General features: G+C 41.2%; 16 protein-coding genes. 4 read left to right on the top strand and 12 right to left on the bottom strand.

Translation table 11 applies throughout. The features are described from left to right. Positions 1-754: 754 nt before the first annotated feature. Positions 755-1,306, bottom strand: coding sequence for a D-glycero-beta-D-manno-heptose 1,7-bisphosphate 7-phosphatase (gene gmhB, locus IEY48_RS15280; RefSeq protein ID WP_188921835.1), 552 nt, complete (start codon positions 1,304-1,306; stop codon positions 755-757). A gap of 211 nt (positions 1,307-1,517) precedes the next feature. Here gmhB and IEY48_RS15275 point away from each other — a divergent pair, with 211 nt between their 5' ends. Both IEY48_RS15275 and IEY48_RS15270 read left to right on the top strand, forming a co-directional pair. Further along, on the top strand, positions 1,518-2,192 hold the full coding sequence (locus tag IEY48_RS15275; protein ID WP_188921833.1) for a GntR family transcriptional regulator: 675 nt from the start codon (positions 1,518-1,520) through the stop codon (positions 2,190-2,192). 96 nt (positions 2,193-2,288) lie between these two features. After that, on the top strand, positions 2,289-3,374 hold the full coding sequence (locus tag IEY48_RS15270) for a ketoacyl-ACP synthase III (RefSeq protein ID WP_188921831.1): 1,086 nt from the start codon (positions 2,289-2,291) through the stop codon (positions 3,372-3,374). Positions 3,375-3,443: 69 nt separating this feature from the next. On the opposite strand, the gene IEY48_RS15265 is transcribed toward IEY48_RS15270, so the two are convergent. The 4 genes from IEY48_RS15265 to IEY48_RS15250 form a co-directional block, all read right to left on the bottom strand. Further along, positions 3,444-4,121, bottom strand: a complete 678-nt coding sequence (locus tag IEY48_RS15265; protein WP_229786509.1) for an exonuclease domain-containing protein — start codon at positions 4,119-4,121, stop codon at positions 3,444-3,446. 8 nt (positions 4,122-4,129) lie between these two features. Then, the gene (locus IEY48_RS15260) at positions 4,130-5,977 is read right to left on the bottom strand and encodes a DUF294 nucleotidyltransferase-like domain-containing protein (RefSeq protein ID WP_188921829.1); all 1,848 of its coding nucleotides are present in this window, start codon (positions 5,975-5,977) and stop codon (positions 4,130-4,132) included. A gap of 129 nt (positions 5,978-6,106) precedes the next feature. After that, positions 6,107-7,825: a sodium:solute symporter family protein gene (locus tag IEY48_RS15255; protein WP_188921827.1), complete on the bottom strand. Its 1,719-nt coding sequence runs from the start codon at positions 7,823-7,825 to the stop codon at positions 6,107-6,109. A gap of 11 nt (positions 7,826-7,836) precedes the next feature. Continuing rightward, positions 7,837-8,103 carry a DUF4212 domain-containing protein gene (locus IEY48_RS15250; protein WP_188921825.1) on the bottom strand — a complete coding sequence of 89 codons (267 nt, stop codon included), beginning with the start codon at positions 8,101-8,103 and terminating at the stop codon, positions 7,837-7,839. A gap of 373 nt (positions 8,104-8,476) precedes the next feature. On the opposite strand from IEY48_RS15250, the gene IEY48_RS15245 reads away from it, so the two are divergent. Beyond that, a complete protein-coding gene (locus tag IEY48_RS15245; protein WP_229786507.1) occupies positions 8,477-10,642 on the top strand; it encodes a diguanylate cyclase in 2,166 nt (721 codons plus the stop codon). Positions 10,643-10,825: 183 nt separating this feature from the next. On the opposite strand, the gene IEY48_RS15240 is transcribed toward IEY48_RS15245, so the two are convergent. The 7 genes from IEY48_RS15240 to IEY48_RS15210 all read right to left on the bottom strand — a co-directional run bounded on the left by IEY48_RS15240 (position 10,826) and on the right by IEY48_RS15210 (position 18,271). Next, positions 10,826-11,152, bottom strand: coding sequence for a hypothetical protein (locus IEY48_RS15240; protein ID WP_229786506.1), 327 nt, complete (start codon positions 11,150-11,152; stop codon positions 10,826-10,828). A gap of 14 nt (positions 11,153-11,166) precedes the next feature. Further along, positions 11,167-11,961, bottom strand: a complete 795-nt coding sequence (locus IEY48_RS15235) for a DNA-binding protein (RefSeq protein ID WP_188921822.1) — start codon at positions 11,959-11,961, stop codon at positions 11,167-11,169. Continuing rightward, the gene (locus IEY48_RS15230; RefSeq protein ID WP_188921821.1) at positions 11,958-12,503 is read right to left on the bottom strand and encodes a core component of ECF transporter; all 546 of its coding nucleotides are present in this window, start codon (positions 12,501-12,503) and stop codon (positions 11,958-11,960) included. The genes IEY48_RS15235 and IEY48_RS15230 overlap by 4 nt, the downstream gene beginning before the upstream one ends. A 25-nt stretch (positions 12,504-12,528) precedes the next feature. Beyond that, on the bottom strand, positions 12,529-13,236 hold the full coding sequence (locus tag IEY48_RS15225; protein ID WP_188921819.1) for an energy-coupling factor transporter transmembrane component T: 708 nt from the start codon (positions 13,234-13,236) through the stop codon (positions 12,529-12,531). Between the two features lie 2 nt (positions 13,237-13,238). Continuing rightward, positions 13,239-14,639: an ATP-binding cassette domain-containing protein gene (locus tag IEY48_RS15220; protein ID WP_188921817.1), complete on the bottom strand. Its 1,401-nt coding sequence runs from the start codon at positions 14,637-14,639 to the stop codon at positions 13,239-13,241. Positions 14,640-14,642: 3 nt separating this feature from the next. Continuing rightward, positions 14,643-16,532, bottom strand: coding sequence for a TonB-dependent receptor plug domain-containing protein (locus IEY48_RS15215; RefSeq protein WP_188921816.1), 1,890 nt, complete (start codon positions 16,530-16,532; stop codon positions 14,643-14,645). Between the two features lie 284 nt (positions 16,533-16,816). Further along, entirely contained in the window at positions 16,817-18,271 is a 1,455-nt protein-coding gene (locus tag IEY48_RS15210; protein ID WP_188921814.1) for a sigma-54-dependent transcriptional regulator, read from the bottom strand. 205 nt (positions 18,272-18,476) lie between these two features. Here IEY48_RS15210 and IEY48_RS15205 point away from each other — a divergent pair, with 205 nt between their 5' ends. Continuing rightward, the gene (locus IEY48_RS15205) at positions 18,477-19,382 is read left to right on the top strand and encodes a substrate-binding domain-containing protein (protein ID WP_188921812.1); all 906 of its coding nucleotides are present in this window, start codon (positions 18,477-18,479) and stop codon (positions 19,380-19,382) included. The last annotated feature ends 4 nt before the right edge of the window (positions 19,383-19,386 follow it).

Below are 19,386 nucleotides of genomic sequence, written 5' to 3'. Positions count from 1 at the left end.
TTAGGCCTGCCGCCAGCGTTCAATCTGAGCCATGATCAAACTCTTCAATTAAAGTTTTTTTGTTCGACTACGTCGAACGGCTCAATGAATTCTACTGTCATAATTCGCTTCGCTCAAAGAGCTCACAAATTACTCACTACATTGCTGTAGCTTCATATTACTATGAACATTCTCATCATTGAGTTAAATTTTTTGATTGCCTACATTCCGAAGAACAAGAAGACAATTTCGAATAACTCAATACCTGTGAATGTCCACACAGATTACTTGATAAATTGTTAAAGAGCGGACTCGGTAACGAAGCGTTAGACGCCGTGTTCCGTGTCAGTGGTGCGCATTATAGGGAACTCATTTTTTTGTGCAAGGCCTTTTAATGTTTTTTCTTAAGTTTATTGCTTAATTGCACAGTTTTTAAACTTAACAGCTTATTTTAGGCTGTTTTAGCTGACTTTATGAACAAAATCGGTCTGTTGTTATCTTTTTATGCTGTCTTTAATGTCACTGTAATAGCCCGTGTTATGCATTTGTCTTTATATAAAGTGTCCAATTTATCTCATTAAGCAATAAATGTGGTTCAAACCAAGTTAAAACAATGTTAAGTCAGGATAACAAAGCAATAATATGCCTTTTAACACATACTAGTGATAAATGTAGACAGAAATGCGGTGCGGTGAGATGAGAATGAGAGAATCATAAAGCATGCGCTATAAAAAGGGATTGTTAGCGCATGCCTTATAGGACCATATTTGAATAATTAACGCTGACTTAAAAATTGCGGTACATCAGCAATACTATCAACAACGGTCGTCGCCAGTGCAATACCTGTCTCGTCGACCACTTTACCTGAACGAACCAAGATGGCGGTTTGAATACCTGCGGCATGTGCTGCGCGTATATCATCGGCTTTGTCACCCACCATCACAGATTGACTCAAGTCGATTTTTAAAAATGAAGCCGCTGAGGTCAACATACCAGGTTTAGGTTTACGACAGTCACAATCTTGTTTGTATTCACCAATGCCTTTATCGGGGTGATGTGGGCAATAATAAATACCGTCGAGTTCGACACCTTTATCGGCAAAGTTCCAATCCATCCACTCAGTGAGGTGATGAAAATCATCTTCGCTGTACATGCCGCGAGCAATACCAGATTGATTAGTGACAACAACTAATAAGTAGCCCATGTCTTTTAACGCTTTACAAGCTTCAAATACACCGTCTATATATTCAAAGTCGTCTACGTTATGCACGTAGCCCGTGTCTTTATTAATGACACCATCGCGATCTAGAAATACTGCCTTCTTCAACCTAACACTCCTTAAACTGGATATTGTTGTGATTATCCCATTGACGACTATTTGGTGCCAGATAAACTCACAAATTTTACTTATTTGTTTATTTTAAGTTGCTTTAGATTACATTTATGATGTTTATCCATATTTATGTATAGGTTTCACTTTATAAAGCGCTAGCTAAGCGTTACCCTTGCTCGAATAAATTAGTAGTGATAAAAATGACATGAGCAATATACCTCCTATTATTCACAAAACCCGCACACAACTTGTTGTAGAAGCGCTCAGAGAACAGATCCTTTCGGGTGATATAGAAGGAGGCGAGCCGCTCAGACAGTCAGCGATTGCTGAACAGTTGAACGTAAGCCGTATTCCTGTACGCGAAGCATTAGTGCAATTAGAAGCTGAAGGGCTGATTAACTTTGAGCCGCATAAAGGGGCTACAGCAACTAAATTATCTGTAGAGCAAGTGACTGAGTTATTTGAATTGCGCGCCATGATTGAATCTGATTTATTGGCTAAAGCAATACCCAATTTAACCGAGCAAGATATTGCCGATGCAGAAGCCGTACTCGTACAACTAGAATTAGCTTTTAAGCTCAAAGAATCTGTCGCCAGTTGGAGTGAGCTCAACACACGTTTTCACACGCGTTTGTATAAAGCGGCCAATAGACCACACACGCTAGATGTTGTGCATGGGCTTAATACCAATTGCGATCGTTATATTCGATTACAACTGTTATTTACGGGTGGCATACCCACTGCTGAACGTGAACACAGAATATTACTTGAACTGTGTAAAGCCGGTGATGTCGAAAAAGCAACGGCATTATTGCATGAGCACATTTTGAGTGCAGCCGCTTCAATTACCAAATTAGTTGAACAAAAAATTAAGTCATAACAACAATAAAATTCTTAATCAAACATACAGGTTTGATATTATTAATTGATATTAAAGCTATTTATTTAATTGTTAATACGTATTGAGAGAACGTTTATGCAGTATGCACACATTACCGGTTGGGGAAAGTCTGTTCCACCAGCCACACTGACTAACGATGACTTAGCCACATTCATGGACACCACCGATGAGTGGATCAAGACTCGTACAGGTATCAGTAAGCGCAATATAAGCCACGTTAATACGTCAGAAATGGCCTCTGTCGCGGCCAAACATGCGCTAGCGGCCGCAGGCATTGATGGCAGTGAGCTCGACTTAATCATTTTAGCCACGGCAAGTCCGGATACCCTAATCCCGAATATTGCTTCTACTGTGCAGGCAAATATTGGCGCCACATGCGCAGCATTTGACATTAATGCCGCGTGCAGTGGTTTTTTATATGGCGTGGGCTTAGCAAGCTCAATGATTAAAAGTGGCCAAAATAAAAAGGTGTTGATTATTGGTGCTGAACGTCTATCGTTTTACCTTGATTGGTCACGCCGTGAAACCGCGGTATTGTTTGGTGATGGTGCTGGAGCAATTGTGCTTGAAGCAAGTGAAACTCCGGGCGGCATATTAGGTTATGAGTTAAATAACGATCCTGAAGGTCGTCATATTTTACAGTCTAACTTTGGCACCCAGATGGACCGATTTGATAATGAATCACTGGACTTTTATATCCACATCAACGGCCAGGAAGTGTTTAAGCGTGCGATTCATGGCATGGCGAACTTAAGCGCCAAAGTGCTCGAAAAATGCAATACCAATATTGATGATGTTGATTTTGTTATTCCACATCAAGCCAATGAGCGGATTATTGATACCCTCGTCAGCCGAATGAAGATCCCAAAAGAAAAAGCCTTTGTGAATATTGCTGACTATGGTAACACTTCTGCGGCAACTATCCCTATCGCCATTTGTGATGCATTATCACAGGGTAGAATTGTCGCAGGACAAACCATTTTGTCATGTGCATTTGGTGCGGGGTTAACCTCTGCGGCGTTGTTACTCAAATGGGGTGAGCGTACCACACCGATTCATACCAGTGATGCCGAATTATCGCCTTGTGACAAAACAGCCTTAGAAATGATTAAGCCAGCGGTTGATCATTTTTTAAGTAAAGTAGACAACAGCGAAGCATAATTGCTTATAATCTGTTGTTTGAAAAATAAAAGCCAGTCATCACGACTGGCTTTTTAATTTCAATGGTCATTAATATATATCGATAAGGTTTTTCAGCGACAACTGTTTCATCCCCCCCATGGCAGCAACTTGCGCTAATAACAATTCGCCGCAAGATAAGGCATCAACCAACGCATTATGCGCAGAATAAACTGGTAGATGATAACGCTCTCTACTCGCGCCTAATCGCAAAGAACCTTGCCGTAAAACATCTTGTTGTCTTAAACAGCGTTTTTTTTCTATTGCTAAAGTGTCGATAAACACCAAAGGTATTGAATATCCAAAACAACGCAGTAGCTGTTGCTGAATAAACTGAATATCCAATGGCGCATGATGGGCGACTAAAATGTGCCCTTGGGTTTGGGCTAAAAGCCATTGCATAGCTTGTTCAATTGACAGTGCTTTATGTAATTGATTATCAACAATGCCATGTACTGTGGCACTTTGACCAACACTGCCACTGATCGCAATCATTAAATGTTGCGCTTTATCTAACGGGATAACGCCATTCACAATGGGCACAATACCGATGCTAATCACTTGATCTTGCAGTGGGTCTAGCCCTGTCATTTCCAGATCAATCGCCATTAATGGGGCGTCGATAAAACGTTGACTTAACACAGGTGTGATTGCCGCTAAATAATTTTTTAACGGCAAAGGTAATGATTTTGTTTTACTACGCCACAGTAATGCTTTGATCCACCACAGATTGGCCACTAAAAGCTCCTCAAAAACTTCAGCTTTATACCCGCTTGTGCGTCATGCACCACCTTAAATGCATCGCGCAATTGATGCCGCAATAATGATGATAAATGCTGTGGCTTTAAAAAATTATTTACCGGTAAATTATTGGTTACCTGATATCCTTGATTGGCTAGGCGCATATGTGCAATAAACTCATGCGCATCGGCAAGATTAAGCGCATCTTTACGATTAATAATATTGGCATCCATTAAGGCTCTGATCCTTTTAGCCGTATTCACCTCTTTGATACCCGCACTTAATGCGTAAACCCGAGCGATGTCATTAATCAACGCACTGCCCTTATGCTTTAAATCCATACCTTTGACTTCGCTGCCATCGCGCTCAAGCACAAATTTTCTAAAAAAGCCCAATGGCGGAGACTCTGTGAGTGAATTACCCGCCATTCCGGCAAGGAAGATGTCATTATCTTTTGTCGAGGCTAGTACCTCATCTTGTAACTCACTGAACAAACTTATCGGGCCAAATACTGGGCGCATATCAAAAAAGATACTGGCGTGCATTAATGCTTTAGGCTCGGGCTCAAGCACCCAATGTTTAAATAAGGCTTTCCATTGGTTAAGCGGTAACCGCCATTTAGGGTTTTGCGCCATAATATCGCCTGGGCAATATACATAGCCGCACTGATCAAGCCCCTTACACACCGCTTTAGTTAACGTCTCAAAATATGCGGCAGCGAACTCATCAGGTTCATGGGCTAACAATAAACCATTATCTTGGTCAGAACATGCCACCTGATCTTGGCGACCTTGTGAACCAAAAGCTAGCCAACAAAAAGCCATTGGAGCTTTACCCAGTATTTGTTGGTTTAATTCAATCAAGCGACGCGTTAATGCATCGGTAACCGATGTTAGCACTCGGCCTATTTCTTCCGCTCTGGCGTCTGCGCTAATCAAATTTTGTAACAGTAACGGAATTTGTTTACTCACTTGAATTAAACTGTCGATATTAGCCTGACGGCCGATTTCACCGATGAGCAATAAGGGTTGAGAGCGTTGCGCACGTAAAATATCTGTACTGGTGATCATACCAAGAGCCTCGGTCCCCTCGACCACAGGCAAATGGTGAATATTATGCTCACTCATGGTTAACATGGTTTCAAACACCAGCGCATTGGCATGGGTGGTAATGGGATTTACCGTCATGGCTTGGCTAACCAGTGTGTTGACATCCAACCCTTCAGCAATAACACGATTACGTAAATCACGGTCAGTTAAAATGCCCACCAATTTATGATTATCTATCACCAGCACCGATGAAACTCTGTGCTCACGCATCAATTTAGCAGCATCATTTACGCTAGCATGGGCTTGAATAGTAATGGGTTTAGCGCACATAATTGATGTTATGCGGCTGGTAGTGGTGAGATCTTTTGCTTTAAAGCGACCTTCATTTCGTAAACGCTTGGCAAAAGCTCGGGTAAAAAACTGATCAAAGCTGCGGTGCTCTGCACGTAATTGAGCAAATAATGCCTGAGGTAAGTGATAAACGAGGCCATCTTCTAAAATCGCGACCTTATTAACCACCTTCTCACCCGACAATAACGTCGAAAAACCAAAGCATTCGCCTTCTGCAACACGGTCCACTAATACGCCTTCAGGGTCGCGTACCTCAAATGCACCACTGCGGACGATATACAATTTAGGATTGTCTTTATCGAACTCAACAAAAGCAGAAGCTTTACTGTAATAGCCCACGGTAATGGTTTTAGCGCAACGGCTAATGATCTCTGCAGGTAATGAATCAAATGGAGAATGTGCAGCCAAAAATTGTTCTACGGGTTGTAACTCGCTTGCATCCATTACTCATCTCCCTATTGTTTACCGATATCACTATAGCAAAGCGTTTAAACTCAGAGCTATAGGACTAAAGCCCAACAAAAAGAGCGCCGAAGCGCTCTTTTGTATTAGCTCAATAATTAAACATGATGATTAATGATCGTGTGCCTCACCAGACCCTTTAGGGAAACGGATAGACTCAACCATTTCCACAATTTCATCAGGAATTTTTGTGGTCACTTTACTGACCGCAAATGCCACACCAAAGTTAATAAACATGCCCACCATACCAAAACCTTCAGGTGAAATACCGATGAACCAGTTTTCAGATGAATTAGCTGCTGGATTGATAAACTTAAAGTAAGCAATGTAACTGGCTGTAGATAATAAACCAATCACCATACCGGCAATAGCGCCTTCTTTGTTCATGGTTTTAGAGAAAATACCCATGATAATAGCAGGGAACAATGATGCCGCCGCTAAGCCGAATGCAATCGCTACTACCGCAGCCACAAAGCCTGGCGGATTAATACCAAAGTAACCGGCCATCACCACACCTAATGCCGCCGCAATACGGGCGTACATCAACTCTTTTTGGTCAGAGATGTCAGGCATTAAGTTTTTCTTCAGTAAATCGTGCGATACCGATGTTGAGATAACTAACAATAGACCCGCTGATGTTGATAATGCCGCCGCTAAACCACCCGCTGCAACAAGGGCAATAACCCACGCTGGTAACGATGCAATTTCTGGGGTTGCAAGAACGATAATATCGCGGTCGATGTTCATTTCATTTTGTTCACCATTGGTGTAAAAAATCTTGCCATCGTCGTTTTTATCTTCCCACTTGATTAAACCGGTTTTTTCCCAGTTTTTAATCCACGAAGGTGCAGTTTCATAAGGTACACCGGCTGAATCTGGACCATTAATGGTCTCAATCATATTAACGCGAGAGAATGCAGATAAAGCAGGGACTGTGGTATACATAATGGCAATAAACACTAATGCCCAACCCGCTGATACACGTGCATCTTTCACTTTAGGTACCGTAAAGAAACGCACGATTACGTGTGGTAAACCTGCAGTACCAAACATCAATGCACCTGTAATAAAGAACACGTCAATCATGTCTTTAGAACCTTCAGTGTATTGGGAGAAACCAAGCTCGGCAGATAATCCATCGAGTTTATCGAGTAAGTACACCCCAGTGCCATTACCCGCAGCGTCAACTAACTCAGCGCCAAAACCGATTTGCGGTAAAATATGACCTGTCATCATTACCGAAATAAAGATGGCTGGCACCATAAAAGCAAAAATCAATACGCAATATTGCGCAACCTGAGTATAGGTAATCCCTTTCATGCCGCCTAACACCGCATAAAAGAACACCACCGCCATACCTATGTATACGCCGGTTTCCACCTCAACTTCTAAGAAGCGGGAGAACACCACGCCTACCCCACGCATTTGACCTGCAATGTAGGTAAAACAAATAAAGATGGCACACACTACCGCAACAGTTCGGGCCGTTTGCGAGTAATAGCGGTCACCGATAAAGTCTGGCACGGTAAACTTACCAAACTTACGTAAATAAGGTGCCATACATAAAGCAAGTAATACATAACCGCCAGTCCAGCCCATTAAATAAACCGAACCGTCATACCCCACAAATGACACAATACCTGCTAGTGAAATAAATGATGCCGCAGACATCCAGTCTGCCGCTGTTGCCATGCCGTTCAACACGGGGTGAACACCGCCACCAGCAACATAAAACTCTTTAGTCGAACCTGCGCGAGACCAAATGGCGATCCCGATGTACAGCGCAAAAGTAGCGCCGACAATTAAATAAGTGAGAGTTTGAACATCCATCGTAGTGCCCCTTAGTCTTCCTGAACATTGTATTTTTTGTCTAATGCATTAGCTTTCGCTACATAAACAAAAATCAGCGCCACGAATACATACATTGCACCCTGCTGCGCAAACCAAAACCCCAGTTTGAATCCCATAAATGTGATTTCGTTAAGTACATCAACTAATAAAATGCCGCAGCCAAATGACACTGCAGCCCAAATTGCAAGCAAACTAAGTACTAGACGTAAATTCTCACGCCAATAACCCGCTGCCTTATCGTTATTTTCAAAACTCATTGCGACTCCCCTGTGCTAGTTTTTGTAAAGTCATTGTTAATTTAGCAATTCATACCAGCACCACAATCAAGACCTTAGTCGTACCTTTTTTGATAAAACATGATAAAAACCAATAAAATCAAAATTTATCAGAAGCTTATGTTCATTTTTATTGTGAGATTTAATTAAAGTGATTAAACTTATTTAGACCAAGGTCGAACAAAAAACCGATGAAATTGCATGTTAAATTGGCTTTTATGCTAAAAATAAACACAATTACGCTAAAAGTGAACACAATATAAATTTGGGTTTACATTGAAATCTCATCAGTTTCTTGAGATAAGTATTGAATTGCCGTGATGGTTTTTATAATAAAATCAATAAGGATCTCTTTTTGAAGCTTTCCAGCATTAACAAACAACACCTGCTGTTTTCTATTGTTTTGGGCATTGCAGGTTTACTCATCAACTGTTATCCCATTCAGTTTTTCGCCAATGTGCAATTTGTGCTGGGAAACACAGTGACGGTCATTGCCGCCGTTTTACTTGGGCCTTGGTATGCATTTTTAACGGCCATGTTTGCGTCAACAGGCTTAATGATTAACTGGGATAGTCCTCATGTTTACCTATTTTTCGGGCTTGAAGCGTTATTTTTGGGTTATGCAAGACGATTAGATATCTATGCTTTATATGCTGATGCGGCATATTGGCTCATCATCGGTGCGCCTTTGGTGTACTTATATGTCACCTTTATTATGGAGATCCCTTCGTCGCACTTAGGTTTTATTATCGCTAAACAAGGCGTGAATGGATTGGTGTATACCAGCCTGGCCTCGCTACTCATTTTAGCAATACCTAAGTTGTGGTTTTTTAAAGATAAAGTAAAAGATCGTCATCGGCGTATGCTGAGTGCTCAATTAACGTATTTTTTCACCCTTATGGTGACGCTTACCCTGCTATTTTCGGCGTTAATATTTAATTATTATTTTTTAGAACGCCAACAAGCCATGTTAAAACAAAACATTAACGATGCGGTTTCTCATTTGGCAACCTCGGCTCAAAACTACTTAAGCAGTCACAAAACCGTCATTGATAATGCGGCAAAACAGTTAACCATCGTCGCAAACGATCGCTCTCAATGGCAGAAGATGTTAACTAACCTGCATGAAAGCTACCCAGGTTTTATTAGCATGCTAATAGCTGATCCCAGCGCAGACATTATTAATGCCAGCCCTGTTTCGCGGTTAATTAATATTGATAATGAACAAAACATCAATATTAAAGACCGCGACTATTTTATTGAATCGTTTTACAACCACCGCCTATTTGTTTCATCCGTGTTTTTAGGCCGCGGCTTTGGTAATGATGCCATTATTGCCATGAGTGCCCCCTTCTATACAGACCTTCAACATACAACAACGGCTGGTATTGTTGAGGGATCGTTAGATTTAAGTCACTTCTCTCATATTGACCAAAATAATGAATATACCGAGGATGAATCGGTCGTCATGGTCGATGAGCAAAACCAAATTATTTATTCTTCAGAAAAGCTCGGATTAACCGCGTTGTCAGTGTTTGATTTCACTGTCAATGATGGCGTGTATCGCACTAGCCTTGAATTACTCAATATTGAACACCCAGATTCCATTGTGCCTGAATATATCTATGCCCATAAAACGCTGGATAATGGCTGGACCGTGTACATTTTAAAAGAGTTCTCACCGTTACTTAAATTGGCAGAAGAGCAAATGTTTAGCAGTTTTCTTATGCTACTTATTTCGCTGCTGTGTACTTTTTACATTTCCAGGAAACTCAGCGCACTATTAACGGTGCCGCTCGAGGTGGTCGCAAATCAGTTCAGTACATCAGCAACCGGTGGGACGAAAGTACCAAGTATTGATGAAAACTCCCCTAAAGAAGTGTTTAATTTGTACCAACGATTAGCCGCCAGTAAACAGCAGTTGATTGACAATCAAGTTGAATTAGAAGAAACCGTGGCCAAACGCACTGAAGAATTAGAAAGTGCTAACCGTAAATTAAAAGAGTTAGTCGACAGAGACTCACTCACAGGCTTATTTAACCGCCGCTATGCTGAAGGTAAATTTAATGAAATGCTCGACTTTTGCATGCGCAGCGAACAAGCCCTTACCGTAGTGGTATTAGACTTAGACTTATTTAAAGAAGTAAACGATAACTATGGCCATTTAGCAGGTGACGAATGTTTACGTATTTTTTCTCAGTTATTACAGAAATACTTTAAGCGCGACATTGATATTGTGGCTCGTTATGGTGGCGAAGAATTTTTATTAATATTGCCGCTGAGCAACGCGTTACACATCAAACATCACCTTAATAGCTTTAGAGAGGCCGTGTCTGAACAAAAGTTCACTTCTCCTGAAGATAAGCGTGAATTCAGTGTGACTGTCAGTATTGGGGCAATTACTGCCAATGCTGAGTACGCCAATGATTTAGACAAGTGGATTAAAGTGGCAGATGATAATCTGTATCAAGCCAAGCAAGACGGTCGCAATAGAACCATGATTGATATCATCACGGAGTAATGGCTGATAAAACAGCTTTAATTGCCCAGTAAGCAAAGCTTTCAGCATAATGAGCCCCCATGTGTAAATCATAAACATGCGTGAGCTGAGCCCAAGGCTCAGCTCATGTTAGATTTAGCGAGTTCAGCTAGAGCAAGCCCATGAGCAAAGATAACATTGATGATAAAACTCGATACCGTTCAATCACTCAACCAAGGGGTGGTTTAGCGGTAAACCAACGCATTCAAAGCCATCTACGAGCCAGCGGCGCTGCATACAGTTAAAACAGCTTAGTAATACATCATCAATCATCTCATCTTCATCATCTTCGATAAAATACGGGCAAACTGCAGCAGCCAGCTGAGATTGAATTAAATTTTGATTGTCAAAACGAAACAACCAACGTCCAGGTGCTACACTATTTTGCACTTCTGCTGCTGTAGTGCTTTGGCGCGAAAGGACATAAGTAAACCATGGCGTCATGATTGAGCCATCAAGATCTTGATGTTGACTGTGATTGCATCGCTTCATTTCTGCCCCTATGATCAGTATTTTTTTAGCTGTTGTCTTAACGCATTACACCATTGGATATCACCGGTTTGCGGGTCTGCCACTTGATACACCAATAACAAAAATAAATGACCATGGAACACCGCTTTGACTTTACCACTCAATAAAATCTGCTCGTGGCCGCCAAGCATCTGCCCATTTACATCCATGACGCCGTCAAGGCCACATTGCTCAGTGATGTGATCGACGCTTAGCAATACCGAAGGGGTCTCTGCAGATAATCCCACTGAAACTTGGCCCTTTAACCTGCCATCATTACCCGACAAACGTAAGCCGATACCCGCTAAAGCACCAATCACACCTTGACCCGTACCGCCATGTTCAGATAAATCGACATTGACTGTTTTAGCCAGTTGATAAGCCTCATTTTTAGTTTTAACCATCTGTTTAGCGTCAACACCAAAAGCAATGAGTTGATGACAATCATCAGCCGTTAATGTGTGTTTATCGACAATCGCTAACCCTGGATCAGCTACCGCAGCACTCTCTGCCACTAGATGCGCAATGCATAACTGTTTGATTTGACTCAACGATAAATCAGACTCTAGCTCAAAACACATTGCACTATTGTGGGAGGTGTATGGAATATCTGGATGGACAAATAACTGATGCCTTGTCACCCAAGTAGCACGCTTTATTCCCAGCTTATTGACCGAACTCACAGCAGACTCAGCCACAATAAGTGCCATTATTTCTTCGGCAATTTCACCTGTGCCTTTGGTGCCAATATCATCAGTATCGTCAATACAAATTAACCAGGTTGTTGTCATTTATCTCGCATCCCATTTTTCATCAGTAAATCATGCGCATCTAGACGCTTTAAAATCAGCGGTACCAATAATGCGCCTAATACAGCAAACGCACCGCCGCTAAGACAGTTAATCCCAAATTGAAGTAAGACAATATTCATGTCCATACCCACTAAAAAATCTTGCACACCCGACTTAAGTGCCCATGCAACTGAGCCTATTAACGCCAGTAGAATCAGTCGAACCTTAAGCGAGAATAACGTCCCTATAAACAATAAGCCGATGTCCATTGCAATAGCAGGTAAAGTAAATTTCAATAAAATAAATAAGCCGCCTTTACCAACGCCTAAAATCATCGCTAACATGCCCGATAACAATCCGCATAAGGTAATACTGCCAACTTTATTGGTGGCTCCGTAGCACACTAAATAAAATAAACTCATTAAAAACATGGAATGCCCGGAAAAACCTAGCTTCATCCGCAACATACTTTTTATCACCACCAGTAATGTTGCACAAAAACCAATAAACAAAGAGTGGTGTAAATTAAATCTCGAATTCATTTACGAATACCTTAAAGTCATAACGTTAGTTTAACGGCCAATGTGTGTGGGTTGATGATTTATCGAAATGTCGTTGGTTTGCAGAATGTGCAATGTGTTTTGACAAACTTAACAATTGAATAAGCAAAGGAAATAACACGCACTTAACCAGCTCATACCAATTGATAGGATTCATTAATGCTTTAGGGGTAATACGGGCGCCACGTAAGCATTGAATATGGTAAATGTCTCGTGCTTCTTGGCCAATAAAAGGTAATACTTTAATTGATGTTGTCACGACAAACGCCCATTTTGTCGGCAGTAATAAACTGAGTACCTGGCTTATTTGATGGCTTGATTGCGTACTCGCGAGCCACCAGCTCGGCAACATCACCAGTATGATGCGAGTCACCACAATGACCGCTTCAAATAATCGCTCTTGGCCATAAAGCAAGACATACAAGCCAATAGTCACCAGCGATTGGAATATAAAGAGTTTGATTAACGGGGCGAGTTTAGCTTGGCAAAGCCAGGCGTGAACCAGCAGGCAAGCATTGATGAGCAATAAGTAACCTAAGTGTTGTTGTAACACTAAAAAAGCACTCATTGATAAAACAATACTAAAAGCGATTGCGGCGCTGCATAAAATAAGCTTTTGTTTTGAGCGTAAAATAGCGTTGTTTAATGCACTCTTTTCAGGTGCTAGGTCGGTTAATGTATATTTCTCACGTTTGGCTGATTTTAAATGTATCATCACTAAGATGCTCTTTTTAACACATTGTGTTCAGTAAGCTGTTGCTGCTCAATGAGCCAACACTTACTCAGTAATGAGGACAATATTGGACGATGACTAGAAAAAATAATCGCCCCACCGTTTTCAGAAAAGTGTTTTAACGCATTAATCACCAGTGGAAAATAATGATTATCTAATCCAGCGAAAGGATCATCTAATAATAAGATTTGCGGTTTTATGCACAGCACTGATGCAAATGCCACAAGATGTTGCTGCCCATAAGACAACTTATGCGGAGAATCCGACGCTAAAGGCAATAAATTTAATTGTGTTAATATCTCCGTTGCATTGGCTAATGGTAAACCGAATCGTTTAAGGCTAAATTCAAGCTCTTGCAGTACCGTCATTTCAAAAAGCTGCCTTGACGGTCTTTGCATTAAAAAACCTAAATTTGCCCCAAACAACCCTAGTTTAGGTGTTTTACCTAACAATGAAATCTGCCCTTTGTATTCATCACTCACGCCGACAATTTGATTAAACAAACTGGTTTTGCCGCAACCGTTTTCACCAAATAAGCCCACAATATCACCAGCATGTAGACTCACAGTATCACTGATGTGTAATGTTGCGATTTGATTAGCATACCTAATTGTCACGTCCGACAGAGACAGTAAACAATTGCTTTGCGCGGCAACGTCACCATTTTGGTGCTGCATCATATTGACGGACATTTTATCGTCTAAACACAAGGAAGCAGAATGACGACTGATGTTATCGTCACTTGCTTGGGGGGAGTGAGTCACGCAGAACAGTGCACCTGAAGTTAATTGCCATTGAAAATCAATCATGTCAGTAAATGGAGCTGTATTGTGCTCCACTATCACCACACTGACACCTGCTTCAAGTAAGTCTGTTAATACCTGGCAAAGCTCGGTAATGCCTTGATTATCAAGTTGCGCCCAAGGCTCATCGATTAACATCAAGTTAGGTTCAAATACCAATTGAGCCGCCAGCATCAAACGATACTTTTGCCCTAAAGAGAGATGAGTTACGGGCGTATTGAGCGGTAAGGCTAACCCGACTTTAGCTAATGCCTGTTCAACTAATGGCAACATATCCAAAGCAGGAACAGATAAATTCTCAAGCCCAAATGCAACTTCAGCACCTATGGTTTCCCTCACCAATTGTACATGAGGGTCTTGCATGATCAGGCCAATGATGAGCGCTGGGCTATGGGTTATTTTCCCTTGATAATTAAATTGATTTGGCATTGCCATCAGCTGCAATAAGGTGGTTTTACCACAACCTGTCGCGCCACTAATACAGTGGCACTCTCCAGCATTTATCTGGAGATTAAGGTTCTGATACAAATAAGTTGAATCACTTTGTTGCAGTTCAACCTGATGCAATGCCAGTAAGGTCATGAATTAAAGCTGCCAGTTAATACCAACAAACACTTGTCGTCCGGCTTGCGGCAGAGCTTCACTCTGATAATAATTTTCATCTAATAAGTTAGTCGCTCTGATATAAGCTTCTAAGTTATCGCCCATAATCGGCTGTGAAAGACCTAGATCGATTAAGGTATAATTGTCTACATCATTTTGCACCGACACTGTGGTCCCGCTGATTTCCTCACTGGTATAGAAGACTTGATCTGCAATGTGCTCAATATCGAGATTCACTGTCAGTCCGATATCAAATTGATATTGGCCCTGGAATCGATATTGATGTTTTGGTCGGTACTCAAGCTCTGTCATATCGTCATCATCTGACGCTTCAGAGTCCAAATAGCTATAAGAAACCGTCAACATTAAATTATCGAAGTATTGATTTTTAATTGATAAATCGACACCTTTAAACTTATAGTCACCTAAGTTTTGATAAATACTGTCGTCATCTTTGGCAATATAATCATCTGCTTCAGTATAGAAACCAGTCACATCGAATTCGGTTTGGTAACCTAAGCCCTGTTTAAGGCCTAATTCAAAATGTGCCGACTCTTCAGGCTTCAAGTCTTCATTGCCTGAAGATTGAGAATATAGGTTAGTTAATAAAGGAAAACGTACTTTACGTGCAACACCGGCGTGTACTTTACTGTTATCTGCAACGTTCCAGTAACCCGATAATTGTCCCGAGTAATTATCATCATTGCCTTGGTCTTGCTCATGATTATGAGCCGCTAAACCTAAGGTGATGCCATAAAGATCATCACTCTGATACTGATACTCTGCCGCTAAGGTATGCAACCAGGCTTGCTCATCAAACAGATCACTTGTATCAGAACCCGAAGTGGTACTGGTTGATTCCCAACCTTGCTGTTCGCTAATAAGCGAGGTGGTAAAAATGCCATAATCAAACAAATCTTTAACCAATTGCAGGTTGGCACCTTGAACCGTTGAGGTACTGTCTTCGCTCGATTTAATATCCTCATAATCACTTTTCTTATAGGTGACATCTAACGTATTGCTTTCGTTATGATAAACGTAACCACGAAATACCAGCGATGGTGAAAATTTATGTGCTACACCTAACTGCACGACTAGACTGTCAAAATCATCAATGCGTTCATATTTAACTTTATTTGTGCCCGTTCCATCAGCGCTCGGCTTACCCCATTCTGCTGAATTGTAGCTAATGTTTCCGGTTAACGTTGTCTCATCTGACGCAAAGTAACTGCCTTGTGCGTATACATTATCTAAGGTTTTATCCGCATTTAAACGAGTATCTCCACTTTGATCATCAGTGTCTTCATAATCTGACGACATTGGAAAACCATCCGTTTCTTGATGGTTATAACTCATAAACCCTTGCCAGTTACTACTGCTGCCAGCAAGGTTTAAGCTGCCATTCATGGTGTCATTTTCAGAAAACTCGAGATTACCTGAAACATTGGCTTCCATGTCGCCTTCACGAGTAATGATATTAATAACACCACCCGCCCCGCCTGGGCCATAGAGTACCGACGACGGCCCAACAGACACTTCAATAGACTCGATTAATGCGGTAGGAACCACACTAGGATCAAATTGGCCATCTTCAGCGCTATTCGCTGGTACGCCATTGATTAAATAAATAACATGTCTGGATTTAAAGCCGCGAATATCGACCCTTGGTGTACCTTGGCCACCGACTCGGACATAAATACCAGGAACGGTTTTCAACACTTTATCTAGGCTTTGTGCACCTGAAGCTTCAATGTCGGCTCTTGATAGACTCCAGTGAGTCATTGATGATTCCACTGCAGATGCGCTTTGGCCTTTTACAACAATAACCTCTTGAATGTTTAATAGAGGATCCCGTTCAATATCATCAGCCATAGCGTTAAAGCTAGCGAAGATCGCAATCGATAAAAGGGAAACACGTAAGGGTGTGCACGAAAGGTTAATTTGATTCACGGGGCAACATCTTCCTGTTTTCTGAAGGTCCAATAGTTAGTGTGAGTATTCTTGCCGATGGCCTCAATTAAGCTCAAGCTTGATTAACAAAAACTACAACTGAGGCAACAAAAATCACTTAAAAGGAAACAAAAAAAACAGAAATGGACAATTTGTCCAAAAGTAAAACTAACGCTGTCATCGAATTTACGGTAAAAAATTTACAACTAATCGAGATCCCACTCTTTCATTTTACGGTCTACGGTTTTACGTGACACGCCTAGATGCTCAGCAGCAAGTACTTTATTACCATCATAATGCTCAATCACCCTGAGGATATGCGCCTTCTCAATGCATTTTAAATCCCAGTCGATAGGAAGGTAATGTTGTCCGAGGCTAGAGTGTGGAATATCAACTTGATTAGCGCCGATTAGGTTGGGGGTTGCCGGTAATTGTTGCAAGTATTCCTTAGGCGCAATATTGAGTAAAAAACATTGCTCAATGGTATTTTTTAACTCTTGGATATTTCCCGGCCAATAATAATCAGTTAAGCATTGAAAATCAGAAACGCCCCACTTCGAATAATCATTTAACAATGCTTTACGACAGGTATTGTGCTGCATCAAATAGCGATTAATGAAAAACTTTGTCAACATGACGATGTCTTCAGGGCGTTGCCGCAAAGGAGGTAACGCGACAATAAACTCAGCAAGACGATAATACAGCTCAACTAAAAACTCGCCTCTTTGTACCCGAGAAAACAATCGCGTCGTACTCATACTGACTAGCCTAACATGCTGATAGTTTTTTAATTTTATTGAGTCTAATGTGATAAGCAACTCAACTTGTTTGTTCATGGGCAATTCAGCAATATGATTAAACACTAACCAGGTCGTTTGTGAACAGTTAGCACAATACAAGTCTATTTTTTTCGCATCGAGTTCACTCGGGGCGCGACAATCAATCATCATAAAATGACTAGGAGAGCACAATGATTGCTGTAATTGAGACACGGCCAATTTTTTACCGGTACCCATCTCGCCTTCCAGTAATAGTGCATTACCAGTAGAGCTCATGATGTTTAAGGTTCTCTTTATTTGTTTAATCGCAACACTATCACCAATAAAAAGTGAAAAGGCACTATTGAGACTATTTGTCTGGGTATCAAGTGCTAAGGTATCTACAATAGAAGTACTAGCCACTGATGAGTATTGAATTAACCAGCGAGAAATAACTGCATTCACCTCAGCGGTATCGATTGGTTTTGCAATAAAATCACAAGCGCCTTTACGCATAGCATATAAAATATCTTCAGATTTAAGCGACTGGCTAATGACAATAAATTGCTGAGGAAAGGTTAAATAAGCAGATTCTATCGTGGCGTTAATGGGTGATGAACCATTGGCATCGCTCAATTGAGTGGCTTTAGTCTCTGAGTGAACACTTTGATTTGCATTCGGGAACAAGGATTCAAACTCATCAACAACATCTAATTCAATAATACACAGATTAAAGTTAAACCGTTGAAACAGAGCCGAAGCATGTTCAACATTACGAGCAAGCTCAACGAGGCCAAAATAGTGCTTTAATAGCGAAGATAGTGCCTGCCAATTAGACAGATCGGGTTCTATCACTAATACCGCTTGTTCGGGTTTTACACTGTGTATTTGTTCAACACTCATAGCTTGCTACCTTAGCGTCAGTCATCCCCTTCCCTTAAACGGGTTATATTGAGTGATATGATCGCTAATACCACTTTTAAACACAACGTAAAAAATCAAAATTCGCCCTATTGACTCAGTTTTTTAATAAGATGATTTTCAAAGCGTTAAACTCACCTTACAATAAACACAGATTGGGTTTCATGAACGTCCTAATGAGAATTATATGCCTATTGAACCAAACATCATTTACTTGAACACCAAGCAAGTTGCAGAGTATCTCGATTTAAATGAAAAGAAAGTGTACTCAATGGCAAATCACCACATCCTCCCGGCCACAAAAGTAACGGGTAAATGGTTATTTCCTAAAGTATTGATAGACCGTTGGTTAATGGATTCCTGTCATAGTGGAATGCTCTCTGACAGAATGCATATCACCGGCAGTGATGACCCTTTGTTATCAATGTTGGTTGCGCAATTAATGGCCAAAAGTGAACATCAAAAAATCATCAGTTACAGCGCGACAGGCTCAACATTAGGTTTAGAGTTATTGTCACGCGGTTATGCTGATGTTTGCAGTATTCACTGGGAGAGTATCAATGACGATCGTGACAGTATATTTTCATTATTAACAAGCTTCCCAAACCACCAACAATGGATAATGGTCAGTGGTTATGAGCGTCATCAAGGGTTAATGGTTCGGCAAGAAATGGCCGATTTATTTAACGACAATATCGATGTGCCAAAGCAGCCACTGCGCTGGGTATCCCGTCAACAAGGCGCTGGCAGCCAGCAACATCTGGCCAATTGGTTAGCCTCTAACAATACTAATTTGGATGAATTACTGTTCACCGCTACAGCAAACTCAGAACGAGAACTGGCCGGTTATATTGCCCGCAACAATGCCGATATAGGCTTTGGTTGTGAAGCCGTAGCCAGAGAAAGCGGCTTACACTTTATCCCTAAGCTTACCGAGTCATTCGACTTTGTTATGTCGCAAAGTATCTTTTTTAGACGTCAGCTACAGGCATTATTAACACTATTAAAACAGCCACAAACAGCGCAATTAGCCCAGCTATTATCAGGTTATAATCTCGTTGAAAGCGGCCAAATTATCTGGCGAGGCCAATAATGAC

This window comes from Shewanella saliphila, from assembly GCF_014648295.1.
GTDB classification, from domain to species: Bacteria; Pseudomonadota; Gammaproteobacteria; order Enterobacterales; family Shewanellaceae; genus Shewanella; species Shewanella saliphila.
This window is presented reverse-complemented; position numbering and strand designations above follow the sequence as displayed.